Origin of the sequence: Nonomuraea spiralis (genome assembly GCF_014648435.1) — a bacterium.
Lineage (GTDB): Bacteria > Actinomycetota > Actinomycetes > Streptosporangiales > Streptosporangiaceae > Nonomuraea > Nonomuraea spiralis.
In genome coordinates this window covers 347,834-368,651 of the sequence record NZ_BMRC01000009.1, presented here as the reverse complement: position 1 = coordinate 368,651, position 20,818 = coordinate 347,834, and the positions used below count along the sequence as shown (strand labels likewise).

Annotated in this window: 20 protein-coding genes; 8 read left to right on the top strand and 12 right to left on the bottom strand. The window is 70.9% G+C overall.

The window, feature by feature from the left end:
- Window positions 1-6: 6 nt before the first annotated feature.
- The 5 genes from IEZ27_RS24515 to IEZ27_RS24495 all read right to left on the bottom strand — a co-directional run bounded on the left by IEZ27_RS24515 (window position 7) and on the right by IEZ27_RS24495 (window position 5,188).
- Entirely contained in the window at window positions 7-1,158 is a 1,152-nt protein-coding gene (locus IEZ27_RS24515) for a pyridoxal phosphate-dependent aminotransferase (RefSeq protein ID WP_189649379.1), read from the bottom strand.
- Between the two features lie 94 nt (window positions 1,159-1,252).
- Complete coding sequence (locus tag IEZ27_RS24510) at window positions 1,253-2,071, bottom strand: citrate/2-methylcitrate synthase (RefSeq protein ID WP_125636392.1); 819 nt, start codon at window positions 2,069-2,071, stop codon at window positions 1,253-1,255.
- Window positions 2,068-2,853: a CoA-transferase subunit beta gene (locus IEZ27_RS24505; RefSeq protein WP_125636391.1), complete on the bottom strand. Its 786-nt coding sequence runs from the start codon at window positions 2,851-2,853 to the stop codon at window positions 2,068-2,070. The genes IEZ27_RS24510 and IEZ27_RS24505 overlap by 4 nt, the downstream gene beginning before the upstream one ends.
- Entirely contained in the window at window positions 2,850-3,746 is an 897-nt protein-coding gene (locus IEZ27_RS24500) for a CoA transferase subunit A (RefSeq protein WP_229824287.1), read from the bottom strand. Before IEZ27_RS24500 ends, IEZ27_RS24505 begins: the two co-directional genes overlap by 4 nt.
- Window positions 3,731-5,188 (bottom strand): aldehyde dehydrogenase family protein, encoded by a 1,458-nt coding sequence (locus IEZ27_RS24495; protein ID WP_189649377.1) that lies wholly within the window; start codon window positions 5,186-5,188, stop codon window positions 3,731-3,733. Before IEZ27_RS24495 ends, IEZ27_RS24500 begins: the two co-directional genes overlap by 16 nt.
- Window positions 5,189-5,418: 230 nt before the next feature.
- On the opposite strand from IEZ27_RS24495, the gene IEZ27_RS24490 reads away from it, so the two are divergent.
- From IEZ27_RS24490 to IEZ27_RS24475, 4 genes are read left to right on the top strand one after another with little or no spacing between them, the layout of a single operon-like run.
- Window positions 5,419-6,504, top strand: coding sequence for an ABC transporter substrate-binding protein (locus IEZ27_RS24490; RefSeq protein ID WP_189649376.1), 1,086 nt, complete (start codon window positions 5,419-5,421; stop codon window positions 6,502-6,504).
- The gene (locus IEZ27_RS24485) at window positions 6,501-7,421 is read left to right on the top strand and encodes an ABC transporter permease (RefSeq protein WP_189649375.1); all 921 of its coding nucleotides are present in this window, start codon (window positions 6,501-6,503) and stop codon (window positions 7,419-7,421) included. Before IEZ27_RS24490 ends, IEZ27_RS24485 begins: the two co-directional genes overlap by 4 nt.
- Window positions 7,418-8,242, top strand: a complete 825-nt coding sequence (locus IEZ27_RS24480; RefSeq protein WP_189649374.1) for an ABC transporter permease — start codon at window positions 7,418-7,420, stop codon at window positions 8,240-8,242. Before IEZ27_RS24485 ends, IEZ27_RS24480 begins: the two co-directional genes overlap by 4 nt.
- Window positions 8,239-9,258, top strand: a complete 1,020-nt coding sequence (locus IEZ27_RS24475; RefSeq protein ID WP_189649373.1) for an ABC transporter ATP-binding protein — start codon at window positions 8,239-8,241, stop codon at window positions 9,256-9,258. Before IEZ27_RS24480 ends, IEZ27_RS24475 begins: the two co-directional genes overlap by 4 nt.
- A 6-nt stretch (window positions 9,259-9,264) precedes the next feature.
- Here IEZ27_RS24475 and IEZ27_RS24470 read toward each other — a convergent pair whose 3' ends face one another.
- The 5 genes from IEZ27_RS24470 to IEZ27_RS24450 form a co-directional block, all read right to left on the bottom strand.
- Window positions 9,265-9,717 carry a hypothetical protein gene (locus IEZ27_RS24470; protein ID WP_189649372.1) on the bottom strand — a complete coding sequence of 151 codons (453 nt, stop codon included), beginning with the start codon at window positions 9,715-9,717 and terminating at the stop codon, window positions 9,265-9,267.
- A gap of 18 nt (window positions 9,718-9,735) precedes the next feature.
- Window positions 9,736-11,376, bottom strand: coding sequence for a tetratricopeptide repeat protein (locus IEZ27_RS24465; RefSeq protein WP_229824286.1), 1,641 nt, complete (start codon window positions 11,374-11,376; stop codon window positions 9,736-9,738).
- A gap of 249 nt (window positions 11,377-11,625) precedes the next feature.
- A complete protein-coding gene (locus tag IEZ27_RS24460) occupies window positions 11,626-12,897 on the bottom strand; it encodes a DMT family transporter (RefSeq protein WP_268246080.1) in 1,272 nt (423 codons plus the stop codon).
- Window positions 12,898-13,281: 384 nt separating this feature from the next.
- On the bottom strand, window positions 13,282-13,770 hold the full coding sequence (locus IEZ27_RS24455; protein ID WP_125636382.1) for a GNAT family N-acetyltransferase: 489 nt from the start codon (window positions 13,768-13,770) through the stop codon (window positions 13,282-13,284).
- Entirely contained in the window at window positions 13,767-15,323 is a 1,557-nt protein-coding gene (locus tag IEZ27_RS24450) for a helix-turn-helix transcriptional regulator (protein WP_189649369.1), read from the bottom strand. Before IEZ27_RS24450 ends, IEZ27_RS24455 begins: the two co-directional genes overlap by 4 nt.
- 342 nt (window positions 15,324-15,665) lie before the next feature.
- Between IEZ27_RS24450 and IEZ27_RS24445 the strand changes: the two genes are divergently transcribed.
- The 4 genes from IEZ27_RS24445 (at window position 15,666) to IEZ27_RS24430 (ending at window position 19,225) form a co-directional block, all read left to right on the top strand.
- Window positions 15,666-15,878, top strand: coding sequence for a hypothetical protein (locus IEZ27_RS24445; protein ID WP_229824284.1), 213 nt, complete (start codon window positions 15,666-15,668; stop codon window positions 15,876-15,878).
- Between the two features lie 544 nt (window positions 15,879-16,422).
- Window positions 16,423-17,310 carry a mechanosensitive ion channel family protein gene (locus IEZ27_RS24440; RefSeq protein ID WP_229824283.1) on the top strand — a complete coding sequence of 296 codons (888 nt, stop codon included), beginning with the start codon at window positions 16,423-16,425 and terminating at the stop codon, window positions 17,308-17,310.
- Window positions 17,311-17,319: 9 nt separating this feature from the next.
- Window positions 17,320-17,700, top strand: coding sequence for a globin (locus IEZ27_RS24435; protein ID WP_185844744.1), 381 nt, complete (start codon window positions 17,320-17,322; stop codon window positions 17,698-17,700).
- 16 nt (window positions 17,701-17,716) lie between these two features.
- On the top strand, window positions 17,717-19,225 hold the full coding sequence (locus IEZ27_RS24430) for a glycoside hydrolase family 13 protein (protein WP_189649367.1): 1,509 nt from the start codon (window positions 17,717-17,719) through the stop codon (window positions 19,223-19,225).
- Here IEZ27_RS24430 and IEZ27_RS24425 read toward each other — a convergent pair.
- The gene (locus IEZ27_RS24425) at window positions 19,220-20,374 is read right to left on the bottom strand and encodes an MFS transporter (RefSeq protein ID WP_268246081.1); all 1,155 of its coding nucleotides are present in this window, start codon (window positions 20,372-20,374) and stop codon (window positions 19,220-19,222) included. The two genes, IEZ27_RS24430 and IEZ27_RS24425, sit on opposite strands and share 6 nt — an antisense overlap.
- 50 nt (window positions 20,375-20,424) lie before the next feature.
- Complete coding sequence (locus IEZ27_RS24420) at window positions 20,425-20,808, bottom strand: acyl-CoA thioesterase (protein ID WP_125636469.1); 384 nt, start codon at window positions 20,806-20,808, stop codon at window positions 20,425-20,427.
- Window positions 20,809-20,818: the final 10 nt, after the last annotated feature.

Sequence of the window (20,818 nt, the reverse complement as noted above, 5' to 3'; positions counted from 1 at the left end):
CCCGGGTCAGCCGAGCGCCGCCGTGAAGCGGGCCCGCAGGTCCGACAGGCGCTCGACCGGCTCGGCGCTGTAGACGAGGCGGACGTACCGGGGGGCGACGTCCTCGCCCCAGGCCGTCATGGGGGTGGCGGCGATCCGCCCGCGCTCCAGCAGGCGGGCCGACAGGTCGGCGGCGGTCAGGCCCATGGCCTCGGCGTCCACCAGGACGGACCAGCCGCCGCCCGCCCGTACCACCGGCAGCCCGTCGAGCTGGGCGAGCACGGTGTCGTGGCGGGCCTGGTACTCGGCCGCCGCCTCCGCCACCCCCGCTCCGGCCGGGTCGGTGAGCGCGGCGGCGGCGCCGTACTGGTGGTAGCCGCTGGCCACGGTGGTGTTGTAGATGGTGGCGACCATGATCCGGGACATGATGTCGGCCGGGCCGGCGACCCAGCCGATCCGCCAGCCGATCATCCGGTACTCCTTCGACATCGACCCGATGATGATCGTGCGCTCGGCCAGGCCGTCCACCTGGCACGGGCTGATCCGCGGGTGGCCGTCGAAGACGATGCGCTCCATGGCGGCGTCGTAGATCAGGTACGCGCCCGTACGCTCGCAGACCCGCGCGACCGCCTCCCAGTCCTCCCGGTCGAGCACCACGCCAGATGGCATCGACGGGCTCATCAGCAGCAGCGCCGCCGCCGCGGGCACCTGGCCCAGCGCCTCGCGGTCCAGCCGCCAGAGCCCGCCCTCCACCCGCAGCGGCACCAGGTGCGGGCGCGCGCCCGACAACCGCACCCGCTGGAGCAGACCGGCGTACGTGGGGTCGGTGAGCACCACGGGCTCGCCCGGCTCGGTCGTGGCCAGCAACACGGGCATCACCGCCGACGTGCCGCCGGAGGTGACGCAGATCTGCCGCAGCGGGTCGTAGTCGATCCCGGTACGCGCCCGCAGCTCGGCGGCGATCGCCTCGCACAACACGGGCAGGCCGGTGAACGGCAGCCAGCTGTTGCCCGTCCCCTCCTCCAGGGACCGCCTGGTCGCGGCCACGGCGACCGGCGGGGGCGGGACGTCGGTGTCCAGGTTCTCCAGGCGCAGGACGTCGGGGTCGGCCCCGGCGGCGGACGCCACCTTGTCGATGTCGAACGGCTGCACCTGCGCGAACCGCGAGTTGGGCCGCATGACTGCACCTCCATGCTCGTTCCGTATACGGAACACCACCTTGAATCCCGGGGAACACGGGTGTCAAGGGCCGGCACGGAGGTGCCCGCGGCGGTCAGGTCAGGCTGCGGTCGGCCGGGCCGTCGTAGTGGTCCGGGCCCTGCATCGACAGGTCCAGCGGCTGGACCATGTCGGAGTTCGTGGAGGCCCGCCAGCCCTTCTCCCTGGTCGCCTCCTCGATCGAGTGCGCGCACAACGACAACGACCTGCACACGATGAACATGGCCTTGAGCTGCAGCGGCTCGTAGCCCATGTCAAGCCCGACGCAGCCCATCGAGCCGGGGCCGTTGATCCAGATCCGGCGGCCGAAGACGTCCTCGGTGGCGTCCTCCATGGCACGGGCGATCCCGACGTACCGGCCGGTGACGCCCAGTTCGTCCGAGAGCTCCAGCAGGCGGGCGGTACGCGGGTCGCGGATGTGCTGGGCGTGGTGGAATCCGGGCATACGCTCGCGGCGTTCGCGCATCTCGGCCACGACCTTGGCGGCGGCCTCCCGGTCGCTCAGCCCGTCGCGCTCGGCCCGCTCGCCGACCGCGAGGAACATCTCGGCCGGCCGGTCTGCGGTGCCGTGCAGGCGGCCGATGCCGGCGACGCCCGCCGCGACGGCCGCGTTCAGCTCGGCGCCGCCGGAGGTGGCGAAGCGGACGGTGGCCGAGGAGGGCGACATGGCGTGCTCGGCCATGTTCACCAGGATCGCCTCGGTCATCCGGCCCACTTCCGGCGTCGGCAGCTCGCCGCGCAACACCAGGTGGAAGTGCTCGGCGAAGGAGATGTTGCCGGTCAGCTCGTTGACGTCGTACCCGCGTACGACGATCCGGTCCTTGTTCTTCCAGGCGATCGCCGTCTCCCAGGCGAACGGCTTCTTGTCGGTCAACGGCCTTTCCTTTCAGGGAAGTACACGCACGCCGGGTCGATCTCCTCGCGCAGCAGGCGAAGCTCCTCGGGATCCGGCAGCACCACAATTTCCAACGAGTCCCGAAATTTCGGGGTAAAACCTGTGTTTTCCAGTACGTCCGCAACGCTCGCGCCCGGCATGAGGGCCGTCACGGTCAGCGCCGAATCCTCGGCCTCCATCACGCACAGGTCGGTGACGACCTTGACGCGCAGCGGCCCGAGCCCGGCCTTGGCCCGCTCGCCCGGCCCGCCCAGGAATCCCGGGCTGGTGACGTAGTCGCACCGGGCGGGGAACCGCCGCCGTTCGTGGTCGGTCAGGATCACCACCTGCCGGCAGTGGCTGGCGATGTCGTTGGCCCCGCCGCTGCCGGGCAGCCGCACCCGCGAGCCGTCCGGCCTCGGCACCCAGGTGGAGTTGATGTTGGCGTACTCGTCCACCTGGGCCCCGCCGAGGAACCCCGTACGGACCAGCCCGCGCTGCACCAGCCCGCCCAGCGCCTCGAACAGCGACCCGTGCCGCGCGGCGCCGTGCATCAACCGGGGATCGACGACCGAGACCGGCGTCGGCACGACCTTCGGGAACATCACCCCCGACTCGATGACGAGCTTGGCCTCCGGCGCGTGGGTGCGCTGGGCGAGCGTGGCGGCCAGCAGCGGCAGCCCGGTGCCGACGATCACCAGGTCGCCGTCGCGGATCTGCCGCGCGCCCTCGACCACCAGCAGTTCCCTGGGCAGGGCGCCCTGCTCCCCCGGCGCGCTCAAACCAGCCTCCCCATCTGCTCGGCCAGCCCGTTCCGCAGCGTCCCGGCGGGGTCGCGGGCCTTGAGGTGGTCGTCGAAGGACGCGCCCAGGTTGGCGGCGATCCACTCGCGCAGCTCGGCGTCCCCGGCCCGGCCCAGCGCCTGGTACTCCTTGATCTCCGGCTCGGCGAAGTCGTACTCGCGGTAGACGGAGGTCGGGAAGGCGCCGAAGGGCTGGCGGACGACGGCGCTCACGTACGCCTCCGGGATCGTGACCTGCTCGGGCCGGTCGGCGAACGCCCCGGCGGGCAGCACCTCCTCGGCCGACACGATCGTGGCCCGCGCGGCCCTGACCATGTCCACCTCATGGGAGGTAACCCCCTCGATCACGACATTTCCGGAAAGGTCGGCGCGGTTCGCGTGGATGATCGCCACGTCCGGCGTCATCGCCCGCAGCAGCACCACCGGCTGCCCCGTCCAGGGATCGGCCGACTCCACCGCCACCCCGGCCGCCACCAGATCGGCGAGCAGGTCGGTGCCCAGCAGACTGCGCGTCGGCAGGAAGGGCACCCCGATGGCACCCGCCGCGAAGCGGGTGGCCATCGCCAGGTGCGAGTGGTCTCCGACGCCGACCTCGCCGCGCTCCACGGCCCGGCGCCAGGCGAACAGCGTGCCGTAGCGCTCCAGGTTGCCCGTGCCCTGCTCGGTACGGACCACCAGGCCCGCCGCGACCAGCATGTCGAGCGGCAGCGACAGGTTGCAGCCGACCACGGTCAGCCCGCCGATCCCCTGCCTGATCACCTCGTGCACCAGCGCCATCGGGCAGCGGTTGATGTTCTGGCCGCCCATCCCGACGACGGCCCCGGCGGGGACGTACCGGGCGACGGCCTCTGCCGCCGTCAGTAACTTATGCACGCCGACCGCCATTCGGTGTAGAAGTCCCAGACCTGCGGCGAGCACTCGGGCGGGCCGAACTGCGACAACTTGGCGCCCATGTGCGGCAGGTGCGCGTACGCGCCGACACCCGGCCGGTTGACGTGCAGCATGCCCGCCTCGAAACGGTCCAGGGCCTCGAAGATGGTCGCCGGGTCCTGGGTGAAGATCGTGCCGCTCATGCCGTACCGGACGGAGTTGGAGATGCGCATGGCGTCGTCGAAGCCGTCGCAGTCCACCACGGACAACACCGGGCCGAAGATCTCCTCCTGGGCGATCTCGCTGTCCCAGGGCACGTCGCGCAGCACGGTCGGCTGCACGTAGCAGCCATCGGGCACGCCCTCGGTGTGCCGTTCGCCGCCGATGGCGACCTTGGCGCCCGCCTCCTGCGCCGCCTTGACCGCGTCCAGGCAGGCGCGCATGCGGGTCTCGTTCACGACCGGGCCGATCGTGGCCTCGCCGGACAGCCCCGGTCCCACCTTGAGCCCGGCCACCTCGGCGACCAGCTTGGCCAGGAACTCCTCCTTGACCGCGCGGTCCACGATCACCCTGGAGGTGGCGCTGCACCGCTGCCCCGACTGCCCGAACGCGCCGAACACGGTGGCCTTGACCGCCTTGTCCAGGTCCGCGTCCGCGAGCACCAGGACCGCGTTCTTGCCGCCGAGTTCGAGCTGGGTGCGCAGCAGGCGCGGCGCTCCGGCCTGGTGGATGGACAGGCCCACGGGCAGCGAGCCGGTGAAGCTGATCCCGGCCACGCGCGGGTGCGCCACGAGCGCCTGACCCGCCGCGACGTCGCCCTGTACGAGGTTGAGCACCCCGGCGGGCACGCCCGCGTCCACGAACGCCTCCACCAGCAGCGCGGAGGTCAGCGGCGTGAACGGCGACGGCTTGAGCACCGCCCCGCATCCGGCCAGCAGCGCCGGGGCGACCTTCCACATGGGGATGGCCAGCGGGAAGTTCCACGGCGTCACCAGCCCGACCACGCCGATGGGCGCCCGGAAGGTGTAGGAGAACGTGCGCGGCTCCTCGGCGGGCAGCGTCTCGCCCTTGAGCCTGCGTCCCTCGCCCGCCGTGAAGTCGAGGATGGCGAGGGCGCGCTTGACCTCGCCGCGTGCCTCCTTGATGAGCTTGCCCTGCTCGCGGGTGATCGCCTGGGCGAAGTCCTCGGCCCGCTCCTCGATCAGGCGTTCGGCGGCGCGCAGGTACTCGGCGCGCTTGATCGGCCCGAGTCCCTTCCACTCCGGCATCGCGGCGGCGGCGGCCTCCACGGCCAGCTCGACGTCCGCGCCACCGGACTCGGCGAAGTCCCCGATGTGGTCGGAGAGGTCGCCGGGGTTGATGTTCGGCCGGGTCTGCCCGCTCTCGGGGGCACGCCATTCGCCGCCGATGTGGTTGAGCAGGTAGCGACTCGGGATCGTCGCCATCGGGTTCCTTTCCGGTCAACTTCTAGTACGGCAAAGCCTCACGGGCCGGGATGTTCCGGACAAGGGGGATAAGACCGATGCCCCCGATAGACAGCCGTTATATGAGTCTGCCTATGGCGGCGATAGGCAAATCACACGTTGGCCGAACCGTTCCTCTGCACTAGACATGCCGGGGAAAAGACCTGCTCACGGCACTTGTCGAATTCACCCGGAATTAACCGAGGGTCCATATGAAGCATCGCACATGGGCGGTAATTGCCGCCTCATCCCTTTTCGCCCTCACCGCGTGCGGCAGTTCGGCCGGCGCCGGTGAATACGACTGGTCCGCCGCCCCGGACACCGCCAAGATCGCCGCCCAGGGCAAGGAACTGCCGACCTACGGCCTGGCTCCCGACTGGGCCAATTACGGCGAGGTCGTCAAGACGTTCTGCGCCAAGTACCAGGGCACCTGCGCCCACAAGGACACCGACATGTCCTCCTCGGAGGAGATCGTCAAGTTCGACGCCGAGAAGGACAACCCGATCGGCACGGCCAGCGACATCGGCCTCATGTGGGGGCCGGTGGCCGAGGCCAAGGGCGTGGTCCCGGCGTACCTGCCGCCGTCGGCGGGCAAGCTCAAGGACTGGCAGAAGGGCAAGGGCGGGTGGGTCGCCACGTTCGTGGGCGCGCCCGCGTTCGTGGTCAACACCGACAAGGTGACCAACCCGCCCAAGAGCTGGCAGGACCTGCTCAAGCCCGAGTACAAGGGCCAGATCGCCATCAAGAACCCGGCCTCCTCCGGCACCGGCCAGGCCATGGTCGTGGCCGCCGCGGTCGCGGGCGGCGGCTCGGTGGACGACCTGACCCCCGCCTACGCCTACTTCAAGAAGCTCAAGGACGCCGGCAACCTCAGCGACGTCAAGATGAGCGAGGAGACCCTGGAGAAGGGCGAGGCCCCCATCCAGATCAACTACGACTTCAACGGCCTGGCCCAGAAGTCCGCCCTGAAGGCCAAGAACGTCAACGTGGACGTGATCATCCCCTCCGACGGCTCGGTCTGGTCGCCGTCCGGAATGATGATCAACAAGTACAACACCGCCAAGGGCGACTTCCTCAAGGGCCTGCTCGACTACGTGCTCTCCGACGAGGCCCAGACCCTGTTCGCCAAGTTCGGCGCCCGGCCGATCCGCGCGCTCAACGGCGACCTCCAGCTCCCGGCCGAGGCCAAGGCCAACTGGCTGCCCGAGGAGTCGTACGCGCCGGTCAAGGAGATCGAGATCACGAAGGTCAATCCCGAGCAGATCGTCGCCGACTGGGAGGCCAAGGTCCTCGCGTGACTTCCTCAGTACCCCAGCCCGTGACGGTGGAGAGAGCGGTCTCTCCGCCGTCCGCGGCGCGCCGCCGCAGGCCGCCGGCGAAGCTCCTGGCCGCCTGGGGACCGGCCCTGCCGCTGCTGCTGTTCACGCTGGCCACGCTGGTGCTGCCGGCGCTGCGGCTGCTGCACGACACCTTCGCCCTGCCCGGCGGCGGCTACGGCTTCGACCACATCGTCAAGGTGGCCGGGAACCCGGTGGACCGCCAGGCCATCGGCGGCTCGCTCGCGCTCGGCCTCACCCAGGCCACGCTGGCCACCGCGCTCGGCGCCCCCGCGGCGTGGCTGATCACCCGGATGCGCCTCGGCGGCCGGGCCTTCTGGTTGTCGCTGATGAACGTGGCCTCCAACTTCGCCGGCATCGGCCTGGCCTTCGGGTTCGTCGCGCTGATCGGCTCGACCGGCATGCTGACGCTCGTGCTCAAGGGCCTGTTCGGGATCGAGGACAACCCGTTCCCCTCGCTCGGCTCCTTCAACGGCATGAACATCGTCTACCTGTACTTCAACATCCCGATGTTCGTGCTGCTCACGCTGCCCGCGCTGAGCGTGCTCAAGGACGACTGGCAGGAGGCCGCCGCGGTCTGCCACGCCACCAGGTGGCAGTTCTGGCGGTACGTCGGCCTGCCGGTGCTCGCGCCGTTCGTGCTCGCGGGCTGGCTCCTGGTCTTCACCTGGACGATCGGCGTCTACGCCGTCGCGTACGCCATCGGCTCCTCCCCCAGCGCGACCAAGCTCATCACCCTGCAGATCGGCACCACGCTGGAGACCTCGGTGTTCGGCCTCGGCCGCGCCGCCGTGTTGTCGGTGCTGCTGATGATCCTGGCCGTCGGGGCGACCGCGCTCTACCGGCTCTCGCTCAGGCGCGCGGCGAGGTGGCTGTGAGACGTCGTGTCTTCCTCGGCCTGCTCGCCGTCTACTTCGGGCTGCCGCTGCTGGCCGCCCTGCTGTACTCCCTGGCCACCCGATGGACCGACACGCCCCTGCCCGACGGCTACACCCTGGCCCACTGGACCGGCGTGTTCGCCAAGCCGGACGTCATGGCCGCGCTCGGCCGCTCGCTCGTGCTCTCGGCGGTCGTCGTGGTGATCGAGATCGTGCTGGTCGTGCCTGCGGCGTACTGGTCGGTCGTGCACAACCCGCGCATCGGGTCGATCGTCCAGACGATCTCGGTGATCCCGTTCGCCATCCCGTGGGTGGTCGTCGGCGCGGGCCTCCAGCTCGTCACCAAGTCGGTCGCGCCCGAGCTGTTCGGCACGTTCTGGCTGCTGGCCGCCGCGACCGCGGCGGTCGCGTTCCCGTTCATGTACCGGGCGGTGGAGAGCTCGCTGCTGGCGGCGGGGGCCGTCCGGCTCAGCGAGGCCGCCGCCACGTGCGGCGCCGGGCCCGCCGCCACGCTGGTCCGGGTGATCTTCCCGGCGATCCGCGGCGGGGTGGTCTCCGGCGCGCTGCTCGTGATCGCGACCGCCATGAACGAGTTCGCGCTCGCCAAGATCCTCACCGGCGTCAGCTACGAGACGCTGCCGCTCTGGTCGGCCCGGCAGTTCGTCTCCAGGACGCTGGGCGACCCCAACGCGCTGGCCGTCGTCACCATCTTCACCTTCGGCCTGCTGTTCGCGCTGTCCGCGCTGGTCGTCTGGCTCGGCCGCGGCCGGGTGAGCGCGTCCATGGCCACCGCTCCGGTCCAGAAGGGCACCACTCCATGAGCCACGTCGTACTCGACCGCATCACCAAGCGCTACGCCGGCCACACCGCGCTGAACGGCGTGAGCGTCAGCGTCGAGCAGGGTGAGCTGCTGGCCCTGCTCGGCCCGTCGGGCTGCGGCAAGACCACGCTGCTGCGCTGCATCGCGGGCCTGACCGGGTTCGACGGCGGGCGGCTGACGATCGGCGGCGCCGACATGGCCGGCGTGCCGGTGCGCAAGCGGCCCATCGGCATGGTCTTCCAGTCGTACGCGCTGTTCCCCAACCTCACCGTACGCGGGAACGTCGCCTTCCCCCTGACCGTCAGGAAACGGCCGAAGGAGGAGGTCAGGGCCCGGGTGGCCGAGATGCTGGACCTCGTCGGCCTGGAACACCTCGGCGACCGCCTGCCTAACCAGCTCTCCGGCGGCCAGCAGCAGCGCGTCGCCCTCGCCCGCGCGCTCTCCCCCCGCCCCGAGGTGCTGCTGCTGGACGAGCCGCTGTCCGCCCTGGACGCCCAGGTACGCCACCGCCTGCGCGACGAGGTGCGCCGCATCCAGCACCAGGTCGGCATCACCACCGTCTTCGTCACCCATGATCAGGCCGAGGCCCTCGCCATTTCCGACCGGGTGGCCGTGATGAACGCCGGCGACATCGAGCAGTGCGGCCCGCCCGCCGAGATCTACACCGCGCCCTCGACCCGCTTCGCCGCCGGCTTCGTCGGCAACCGCAACACCCTCGAACTCGACGCCGTGGCGGGCCGCGTCACCGCGGGCGGCGCGTTCGACGTCGAGGCGCCCGCGCCGCGCGTCCTGTGCATGTTCCGCCCCGAGGACGTCGAACTCGCCAAGGACGGGCCGGGCGCGCGGGCGGTCGTCGACGTAACGGTGTTCCTGGGCGCGACCACCCGCGTGTACGCCCAGGCCGGCCCTTCGGTGATCTTCGCCGACGTGCCGTCCAGGGCCGCCGCGGGCCTGTCCCCCGGGGACGAGGTACGCCTGCGGGTCGCCGCCGACCACGTCCAGGTGTTCCCCGCCTGACCGCCCTCAGCCGCCGATCCCGAACCAGGCCGCGGCGAGCACGCCGACCGGCACGCCGGTCAGGGCCAGCGCCGTCGGCACCTTCCACCACAGCGAGGGCCCCGGCCCGGTCACGAACGCCGCGACGGCCCCCGATGCGGCGAAGACCGCCGCCGCGCCCACGGCGTGCGCGGCGGTGGACGGCCACGACGGCAACGTCTTCCCGGCGGCCCAGAACGCCACCGCCGCCCAGGCGGTCGCCGGCGCCGCCCGCCACCCGGGCCGCACGTCCACACGTTCCAGGGCGAACGCCGTCCCGGCGAGCATGACCAGGCTGATCGCCAGGAGGGTGCCGAGGGCCGGGGCCAGGCAGTCCCAGTCCGAGCAGCCGACGCCCGCCCACACCAGCCGGACGGTGGCCCACCACAACAACCCCAGTGCCCCGCACACCGCTGCGGCTCGCCCCATACGCCCCGTCATGCATCAATCGTGCCACCATCAGGACGAACGGGCCGCGCGGCGGTCGTCCGCCTCGGCTTCTGCAATCCTGCCGAGGGCGCGCAGGGCGACGGCGCGGTTGGCGTACAGGTCGGGTTGCCGGTCCAGCTCGATGGCGCGGGTCAGGTCCGCGACCGCGCCTTCCACGTCGCCCGTGGCGTGGCGCAGCACTCCCCGGTTGCCCCAGGCGGCGGCCAGCTCGGGGGCGTGCTCCACAGCCAGGTCGAGTGCCGCCCCGGCCTCCTCGAAGCGGCCCGCCGCCGTCTCCAGCTGGCCGAGCACGGTGAGCAGGTGCGGGTTGCCCGGCGCGCGGGCGAGCCCGGCCGTCACGTCGGCCCTGGCCTCCTCGTCCCGTTCGGACGCCGCCAGCAGCCCGGCGCGGTTGATGTAGGCGTCCAGGCAGGAGGGGTCCAGCTCGATCACCGTGCCCAGGTCCGCGAGCGCCCCCTCGACGTCCCCCCGCACCGTACGCAGCTCCGCCCGGTTGTAGTACGCCTCGGGCAGCGGCGGCCCGGCTCGCATGGCCCGTTCGTAGTCGGCCAGCGCCTCCTCGGTCCGGCCCAGCCCGAACAGCAGGTTCCCGCGTTCGAGGTAGGTGTCGGGGAAGGCCGGGTCGATGGCGACGGCGGCGGCGTAGTCCTCCAGGGCCTCCTTGGCGCGGCCGAGCGCGGCGAGGAGCTGGGCCCGGTTGGTCAGCAGCACCATCCGGTGCAGCGGGTGCCGCTCGCCCAGCTCGCCGGCCAGCTCGACGGCCGACTCGACCAGTGACAACGCCGCTTCCAGGCGTCCGTGCCGCAGCTCGATCAGGGCCAGGCCGTTTCGGTCGAAGCCGAGTTTGAAGGCCCGTTCCAGGGGGTCGGGCAGCAGGCCGGAGATGGCGATGGCCTCGTTGATCCAGCGCCGGGCCCGGCCCAGGTCACGGCGGGCCGGGTCGGGGTGGCGGGCGTCGAGCATGGCCGTCCCGTACGCGGCGGCGGCGTGCACGACCGGGTCCTGGCTGGCCGCGCGTACCCGGTGCCACAGCGCCCGCGCCTCCCGGACGCGGCCGAGCCCGCCGAGCGCGGTGGCGGTGCGCTGGGCGAAGGGCCACCACAGGGCCTCACCGGGCTCGGTCCGGGCCAGGCCGAGCTGCCCCAGCTCGACGGCGGCGGGCAGGAAACCCTCGCGCATGCATCGGTCCACCAGGGGCCACAGGTCGTCGGGGGTGCGCTCGTCGGCGGGCGGCTCGGGGCCGTCCGCGTAGATCATGATCGTGAGCGTGCCGGGCGGGACGCGCCGCGTCATGACGTCCAGCAGCTCGGTGTCGGTGGGGTCGGCGTGCGCGCCGTTGCACACCGCGAGCGCCGCGCCGGGCCGTACGGCGTCGCGGACGAACTCGGCGATCCCGTTGGCCAGCCTCAGCGTACGGCGGGGCGCCGGCACCAGGATGCGTTCCTCGTCGGGCAGCGCGGCGTCGAGGGTCACCCGCCGGGCGGGCACCCGCCCGGCCAGGTCGGGCGCGGCCGCCCGGATCTCGATGTCGTGCGCCGCGACCAGCTCGGGCGGTGCGGCCGGCACCAGGTGCCGCAGCAGGGCGGCCCCCATGGAGTAGGGGCCGCGCGGCCGGCGATGCGCGTCTATGACCGGCATCAGCAGCCGCACGGCCCCCCATCGGACAGGTGGCCCGCCCCGGACCGCGAGGTGGGCCCTCGCCTCTGTCACCCCTTGTGGATGACGCTGGAGGTCCCTGTGAGCCGCGCGGTGCCAGGCTTGCGAACGACGATGCGCTTCATGACGCGCCCCCTCCATTGGGTTAGATTCACCATTATTCGGACACCCAACCGAATATCAAGATTTATGGTGAATTACATGGCGGTATAGCGAATAAGAAGCACCTGACATTTGGCCGCGTCACTCAGCCTGTTGAGACCGAAACCAGTGCTCCACCGCCGCGACCCGCGTCTGTTCGGATTCCTCCATCAATGCGCACAGACACCGCCCGACCAACGTGACGGACTGACAACAGCCGGGCCCCGGCAACTTCTTGGCCCGTACGATCGCGGTCGCCCGCCCGATCAGCCGCTCCAGGCTCGGCTCCCCGCCGCCCTTCAGCGCGTGGGCGTTCCACGGGCACGCCTCGACGTCCCGGCACGCGCTCTTGGCGATGAACGGCGCGGGCCCGGCCTCGAACCGCAGCCGGTCCTCACGTTTGATCCGCAGGTCGGCCAGGACGAGGGCCGCGCGCCGGGAGACCGCCAGCAGGTCGCGCCTGCCCGACCGGTCCGGTGTTCCCTTGGCGGCGCCCCGCTCCGGCAGGGCCAGCAGCATCGCCACCGCCATCAGGCCGCCGCCCGTCACCATGCTCCAGCCCACCTGCTCGTTGAACCAGATCACCGCGATGGCGGCCACCCAGATGGGCTGCGAGGACATCATGATCGCGCTCGGCACGGCCGGTACGTGCTTCTGCCCGTACGAGCGGGCCAGGAACCCCAGGGCGCACGACACCACGGCCAGGTGCGCCAGGATCACCCAGTCGGGCAGGCTGGACGGCAGCGTGATCCCGCCGCGCAGCGCGAACACCCCGGTGAGCATCCCGATCGTGAAGAGCTGGATCACGGTCAGCGCGTACGCGGGGAACCGCTCGCCCGTTCCGGAGAGCTGGGCGAGCATGAGCGTGTGGCCCGAGTAGAGCGCCGCGGCCGAGAGCGTGACGCCGAGCGCGAGCAGCGAGACCTCGTGGTCCTCGATCCCGCGCAGCAGCGTGAACACGGTCATCCCCGCCATGGCCAGCACCACGCCCGCCCACACCCGCCGGGGCGCCCGGCTCCTGAACATCACCAGGGCCATGACGGGCGTGATGAGCACGCTGCACCCGACGGCGAACCCCGACACCGCCGAGGGCAGGCTGTGCAGCGCCAGCGCCTGGGCGGTCTGCCCCACGCCGAACAGCAGCCCCAGCACGACCCCGTTGATCCACGTCCGGCGCGACAGCCTCCGTAGGCAACCGGGCCGGATGAGCAGCAACGTGACCGCCGCGATGAGATAGCGCTCGGCGAGCAGATCCTCTACGGGTAACCGGAGGATGAGATCCTTCATCAGCGGAAACGCCGACCCCCAAGCGGCGCTGACGAACAACAGAAGCACGGCTCCCAGGAGGGGTCGGGGAGCGGGCACGACTGCCATGGAGGAGAGCATGCCACTACTAAGAGCATCCGCCAGAGCACGCGGCGAAGCTGGTGAGGTTCCTGTTCCACTCAGTGGTAAGAGCCTCATTCGCGGGTTCGAACATCCATACCAGCGGCGGCGAAATGGGCTCTCTACAGCGGTTACTGCCTAGTACAGCAGAGGATCTCCCCATTCGCACCGCGTACGGACACGATCGCGTACGGTGCGAACGCGCATGGAAGGCCGTCACTCACAGCGAGCGCCGAGGCGGTGTGGCCACGCCTGAGCGTAAGGGGCGCGGGAGCCGGCCGGGGGCCGAAAGGGCGAACAAGCCAAGAGCCCCAGGAGGGGGTGGGGCACGGCCTCGGACCGGCGACCAGCCGGACCCGGTACTTCGTGGATCTAGAACTCCAGAGCCGGCGCGGGCTCCAGCCGTTTCTCGCCGTACACGACGACGAGATCGCCCACCTGGCTGCGTGACAGCTCACGCCAGCCCTGGCGGGCGTACAGGGCGAGGGCGGCGCCCTGGTTGAGCGTGGTGTCGCCTCTCAGGCTGTTGAAGCCGAGCTCCAGCGCACGCTCTTCGAGGGCCGAGAGCATGGCGGCGCCGAAGCCGCGCCGCTGGAACTCCGGATGCACCCTCAGCCTGCAGACCTCCACCGTGTCGCGGTCGACGGGCTTCAGCCCGCCCATGGCGACCACCCGCGAGGCGCTCTCGCCCACGAGGAAGTCACCGCCGCAGGCCAGGTAGATCTCCTGGATACGGGGGAAGTCGTCGTCGTAGTAGACGCCGTCGCCGGGCGACAGGCCCACCTCGGCGAGGCAGATCCGGTGTAGCGCGAGGATGGTGTCGAGATCGGACCAGCGGTACCGCCGGATCTTCAACGTCATCCACCGCTCCCTTCCTTCTGGGCCGTCCTCCGGCGCCGCAGCTGGGCGCTGTAGTCCGGCAACATGGGATGTTTGTCGACCTTTTTCATGATCGCCTGCTCCAGGGCGAGCGCCGGGCGGATGATGAGGTCCGTAAGGTATTCATCCCCCAACATGCGCAAGGCGTTCGTGCCGATGGTGAGGGCTTCAGCGATGTCACCTTCCAGCAGGCGGCACTGGGCCTGGTCGAGCCTGATCAGGGTCTGGTCGAGTACGTGGTCCTCGTACTTGCCGAGCGCCTGGTCGAGCACCACCTCGGCCTCCAGGGTCTGGCCCAGCTTGGTGAGCACGTCGCCCTGGTAGAAGTAGAGCTGCTTCTCGGTGTAGCCGAAGGCCATGTCCTCCTGCTCATCGCTGCGCATGGCGGAGAAGGCGTTCCTGGCCCGGGCCAGCGCGCGCTTGGCCTGGTCGACGACCTCCTTCTTGCTGTCGGTGCCGGAGAGCATCGCCAGCGCCCGCGCCTCGACGACCGGCGCCATGGCCTGGGCCACGCACGGCGTGGCACCCGCCAGGTCGCGGCTCTTCTTGGCGAGGTTGAGCGCCTCGCGGGCGTCGCCGTAGTAGAGGGGGACGAGCGACTCCCTGGCCGTGATCCACGCCCGCAGCGCGCGGTCGCCGGTCTCGTCGGCGGCGATGCGGCCGGTGCGGAAGAAGGACCGGGCCAGCCGGTGGTCACCGAGGTTGATCATCACCATGCCGCTCAGGCCGGACAGCTGCGCGGCCATGCGGCACAGCCGGTCCTGGAGGTCGATCGGCTGGCGGCGGGACAACGCCGTACGGACCGCGCTCAGCTCCAGCAGGACGTCGCACAACAGGCGCAGAGGGGGCGTCGTCGTGTACTGGCGGCCGAAGGCGAGCGTCGCCTCCTCCCACTGGTCGAGCATCCCGCCCGAGACGGTGGCCGACACCAGCGTCTCGTCCATCCGCCGCCGGATGCCCTCGCACGCCCCCACCACCGGCCCGTCGAACTCCTGGCGGTGCGAGGCGTCGGTGTTGTTGAGCAGATTTAACAACGTGCGCCGCAGGATGTTCTCGTCCTCCTGGGCGTCGGCCTCGGCGACCATCGGATGGATGACCAGATCGCGGTGGATCGACGCCGAGCCCTTGCGAAGGGCGGGCTCGCCGAGCACACCGGAATTGCGGTGGCCGTGGCCGCAGATGCAGGGCCCGTCGAAGCCGAGCTCGACGGGCTCGACCCGGTAGACCGTGCACAGGTAGTGCAGGTACTCGGGCCCCGGACGCTTGAGCCCGCTCTCGTACGCCGACAGCAGGGTCTCGCCGATGCCCGGCGGCGCCTTCGCGTCCCGTTCGAAGAGTGCCCGCACCTGTTCGATCACGTCCGCGAGCGCGATGCCGTAGGAGAGGCGATGCGCCTTGATGCGGGTCGTGCTGAACTGCGGTGAACACGCCTCGTGGATCTCTTCAGCTATCTGGGCGGACGTACGCCCGGTGGCAAGGCCTTTGGCCCTGATCCGCCGGGCGATCTCCGTTTCCCTGTGCTGTCTGCCGGACATCCCGGCCCCTCTCCCGATGTCTGACGGGTCGCGACTGGTGACTCAGCGTAGCCCTCAGGTAGCTCTTCGCCTAGAGATGACTATGAAGCAGTGAGGACCGTTTGGAAACGTGCTCATCAAGCCTACGGTTAAGGATCGTCCTCCGAGGGACTGATTCTTACAACCCATGAGGAAATAGCCACTCCCCGTGATCGACGGAGCGGATTGCGCGCGCTGCTGACTTGGGCCATGTTTGGCCCACCAGCAACGATTCCCAGGGAGGACGAGAAGGTGGCGGACGACAAGATCGGACATCTACAGCGCCTCGTATCCGAGCTCGGCGCTCGCGGTCTGCTCGCACGAGTGGTCCAGACCCAGAGCGGCCGGCAGTTCGTACGCGTCATCAACCCGAAGGCGACGAGCCTGTCCGAGAACGTCACCTGCCGGCCGGCGGCCGCGTCCGAGCTGCCCGACTGGTGGTACTGCTGGTCCTGGGGCGAACCCATGCACACGGCCGACGACCCGGCCGGTGCCGCGACCAAGGTCGCACGCGTGCTCGCCGCGGTGGGAGAGTGACGGCGCGGTGATCCGGGTGGAGCGCAGCCACCACGGCTCACCGCCCCCCACGGCGGCCTCACGGGGCCGGCGGGACGATCGGTGCGGAGGGCGTCCGGGATTCCGGAGCCCTGATCGTCCCGCCGGTTCCGGCCCTTTCGCACGGGCGGGCGCCCGTGCGCGCACAGCGGCCCGGCGGGTACGCCCGCCGGGTGTCGGGGGGATCACCTCCCCCCTCGGAACCGGAACGGGACACGCTTCCGGGTGCGTGTCCCCTCCGAGCCGTCCGTCATCGGAGCGTCCGGTCTCTCCCTCCGCGGCCCAGAGACCGGGCGACCCCGTCTTCCCCGGCGTGATGTGACGGCGGCCGGTTCGGTCGGCGGTATTTTTAGATCCAATTGGACTAATTTGCCGCTGACCGAACCGCTTCCTGAGGGGGATCCACCCAGTGTTCCTGTTGGTGACATCAGGGCCATCACCGACGCCGACGCCGACGGATACGTCGCTCGTGCAGGACTTGGACAAGATGAGTGCGCAGATGGCGCAGGCATGCCAGGGTGACACCGTGATCTGCGGTCCCCTGGTCGACTGGCTGAACAACGCCTCGTGGGCGCCGTTACTGGCCAGCGTGATCACGATCGCCCTGATCCTTGTGTTCGGGTTCATCGTGCGCAACGTCGCCCACCGCGTGATCACCAAGGTGGTCAACCGCGCGGCCACCGGCGGCTCGCTGGCCAGCAGGTTCCGCCGGGGCACCGCCACCGACGGCATCGACGCGCTGCTGCACGAACGCCGCAAGCAGCGGGCCGAGACCATGGGCTCGGTGCTCAAGCACGTCGCCTCGATCGTCATCCTCGGCACCGCCGTGCTCACCGTGCTCGACCGGCTGACCATCCCCATCGCGCCCCTGCTGACCAGCGTCGGCATCCTCGGCGTGGCGATCGGCTTCGGCGCCCAGGAGCTGGTCAAGGACTTCATCGCCGGCATGTTCATGCTCCTGGAGGACCAGTACGGCGTCGGCGACGTGATCGACGCGGGCGCCGCCGTCGGCACCGTCGAGGCGGTCACCCTGCGCGTCACCCGCCTGCGCGACGCCGACGGCCGCGTCTGGTACGTGCGCAACGGCACGATCACCCGCGTCGGCAACGAGTCGCAGGGCTGGTCGCGGGCCTACTTCGACGTCCCGGTGGCCTACGACGCCGACATCACCGCCGTGCGCGCGGTGCTGGAGATCGTGGCCGAGGAGATCTGGGCCGACCCCGAGTACCGCGAGAGCGTGATCGTGGAGCAACCTCAGGTGTACGGCGTGGAGCAGCTGTCCGACAGCGCGCTGGTGTTCCGCATCACCGCCAAGACGCTGCCCTCCCGCCAGGCCGAGGTCGCCCGGGAGATCCGGCTCAGGGTGAAGTCGGCCCTGGATGCCGCCGGTATCCCCATGGTCGCGCTTGCATAAGCTGTGACCGTGACAGAGACCTCCTTCTACGACGCCGTCGGCGGCGAGGAGACCTTCCGCCGCCTTGTCCACCGCTTCTACGAAGGTGTCGCGGAAGACCCCCTGCTGCGGCCGCTCTACCCCGAGCCCGACCTGACGGGAGCCGAGGACCGGCTGCGCGGGTTCCTCATCCAGTACTGGGGCGGCCCCAACACCTACAGCCAGGAACGCGGCCACCCCAGGCTGCGCATGCGCCACGTGCCGTTCGTGATCGGGGAGGCCGAGCGTGACGCCTGGCTGCGCCACATGCGTGACGCGGTCGACTCGCTCGACCTGCCCGAGGAGCAGGCCACCAGGCTTTGGGACTACCTGGTCTACGCGGCCCAAAGCTTGGTGAACTCGCCAACATAACGGGCATGACGCCCACATGGATATCCCCTGGTGGCGTGATGCCGTCGTCTACGAAATCTACGTTCGGAGCTTCGCCGACGCCTCAGGAGACGGCGTCGGCGACCTGGCCGGGGTGCGGGAGCGCATCCCGTACCTGAAGAGGCTGGGGGTCGACGCCGTCTGGCTGACGCCCTTCTACCCCTCCCCCATGGCCGACGGCGGCTACGACGTCGCGGACCACCGCGGCGTCGATCCGCTGTTCGGCACGCTGGAGGACTTCGACGCGCTGGTGGCCGAGGCCCACGGGCACGGGCTGAAAGTGCTCGTGGACGTCGTGCCCAACCACAGTTCCTCCGGGCATCCCTGGTTCCAGGCCGCGCTGCGGGGCGAGGGACGCGACCGCTACATCTTCCGCGACACGATCAACAACTGGCAGTCCACGTTCAGCGGTCCGGCGTGGACCCAGGTCCCCGACGGGCAGTGGTACCTGCACCTGTTCGCCCCCGAGCAGCCCGACTTCAACTGGCGCAACCCCGAGGTGCACCAGGAGTTCCTGGACGTCCTGCGGTTCTGGCTCGACAAGGGCGTGGACGGGTTCCGCATCGACGTGGCCATGGGCCTGTACAAGGCCGAGGGGCTGCCGGACGTCGGCGACCAGTCGTTCAAGTCGGTCTCGCCGGTCTGGGGGCAGCCCGAGGTGCACGGCGTCTACCGCGCCTGGCGCGAGGTACTCGATGCCTACCCGGGCGAGCGCATGGCCGTCGGCGAGGTGTGGACGGACAGCGCGGAGGACCTCGCCCTGTACGTCCGCCCCGACGAGCTGCACCAGAGCTTCAACTTCGCCTGGTTGCAGGCGCCGTGGTCGCCGACCGCGTTCAGGAAGGTGATCGACGACACGCTGTCCTCGGTGCCGTACGCGACGTGGGTGTTGTCCAACCACGACGTCGTACGCCATCGCACCCGGTACGGGACCGCCGATCCCGGAACGGGCCTGGCACGGGCCAGGGCGGCGCTGCTGACGATGCTGGCCCTGCCCGGGTCCGCCTACCTCTACCAGGGTGAGGAGCTGGGCCTGCCCGAGGTGGTCGACCTGCCCGACGAGGCCCGGCAGGACCCGGTGTTCTTCCAGTCGGAGGGCAAGCTGCCGGGACGCGACGGCTGCCGGGTGCCGCTGCCGTGGTCGGCGGAGTCCCCTTCGTACGGGTTCTCGCCGCCGGGGGTCCGGCCGTGGCTGCCGCAGCCGGCCGCCTTCGCCGAGCTGACGGCCGAGAAGCAGGAGGGCGACGCGGACTCGACGCTGGAGTTTTACCGCCGGGCCCTGGCCTGCCGCCGCGACCTGGCGGGTGCGATTCCTTACACCCTGGAGTGGCTGGACTCTCCCGAGGGAGCACTTTTCTTCACCCGCGGCCCGCTGATCTGCGCGATCAACTGCGGCATGGAGACGGTACGGCTGCCGGACCACGACGGCCTGCTGCTGTCCAGCGGCCCGGTCCAGTCGGGGCTGCTGCCGCCGGACACCGCCGTGTGGCTGCGACGCGAGTCATGACCGGGAGCCGGCCCGCCGCTCACCGCGGACGGGGATGACGGGCAGCGAGATCAGCGCGCAGGCCAGGCCCGCCGCGTACGCCGCCCAGTACCCCGTCCCGGTGATCAGCGTGCCGGCCAGCGGGGTCACGGCCACGGCGACGACGTTCTGGACGGTGTTGTGGGTGCCCAGCACCTTGCCCGCCCAGGCGGGTCCGGCCAGCTCGCCCGCCGTCAGGTAGGCCAGCCCGTTGCCGGACACGGTGAGCACCGACGCCGTGGCGAGCGCGACCGGCCCGAGCCGCCCGCCCGTCGCCGTACCCACGACCAGCAGGGCGAGCACGACCAGGCAGGCGCAGGTGAGCATCATCAGGGGACGCATCCGCAGGCCGACCCGGTCCGACCAGCGGCCGACGGCCACGCGGACCACGGCCCCGGCGACGGCCGACAGGCCGAAGAGCTGCCCGGCGGCGACGGTGTCCCAGCCGTACAGGCCGACCAGGCAGGTGACGCCGTACGTGCTGACCACGATCTGCGGCACCGCGTGCAGGCCGCTGGTCACGTGCACCCGCCACAACGCCGGCTGCCGGTACGGCGACCGTGCCGGCTCCGCGCCCGCCCCGGAGATCGAGTGCGGCGGCTCGGCCAGGAACAGCGCGGCCAGGACGGCGGCCAGCAGGCTCACGGCGGCGCAGACGAGCAGCACGCCGGGCAGCCCGTGCGCCCGCGCGACCGGCGGCAACACGAACGCCGCGACGGCCATGCCGAGGGTGTAGGAGACCTGGCGCAGGCCCATGGCGACCCCGCGCTCGGGCGGCTGGAACCAGCGCAGCACGATCCGGCCGCCGCCGACCATGGCCGCCGAGCCGGCCGCGCCCGCCAGCGCGAGCAGCGCGATCACGGCCCAGGCGGGCCCGGCGAACGCGACGGCGGCGAGCAGTACGGCCGCCAGGCCCACACCGATGCCGAGCACGATGCGCTCGCCGTGCCGGTCGGCCAGCGCGCCCCAGGCGACGAGTGCCACCAGAACCCCGATTCCCGGGGCATTCCCAATGATTCCGGCCACCGCCAGCGGAACACCGAAATGTCGCTCAATTTCTGGCATGACGAGCGGCAGGCCGAAGAGTCCTAAGGCGACGCTCGCGTGGGCGTTGACGCCCAGCCCGAGCATCACCCAGCGCTTCCTGCCGGGGCCGGAGGAACGCTGTGGTTCCGGGGCGGTCAGTTCTGAACCGCGTAACGCTTGAGCAGGACGAGCTCGTCCTCGGCGAGCCGGCGCGGCGCGGCCCGCTCGACGTCGTAGGCCACGATCACGGAGGTGGCGGTCACGTAGACCTCGTCGTCGTCGCGGATCTCGTAGGCCAGCGTGAAGCGGACCGGCCTGATCTGCGTCACCCAGGTCTCGACCCGGACCGGCTCGGCGCGCAGGCCGAGCGGACGCCGGTAGTCGATCTCGTGGCGGGTCACCACGAGCCCCCCGAAGGGTTTGTCTCCCGCCCTGGCCGGATCGATCGCGAACATGCCGAAGCGGGCGTCCTCCAGGTAGTCGAGGAAACGCACGTTGTTCACATGCCCTTGGGAGTCGATGTCGGCGAATCTGACCATGCGGGGGAAG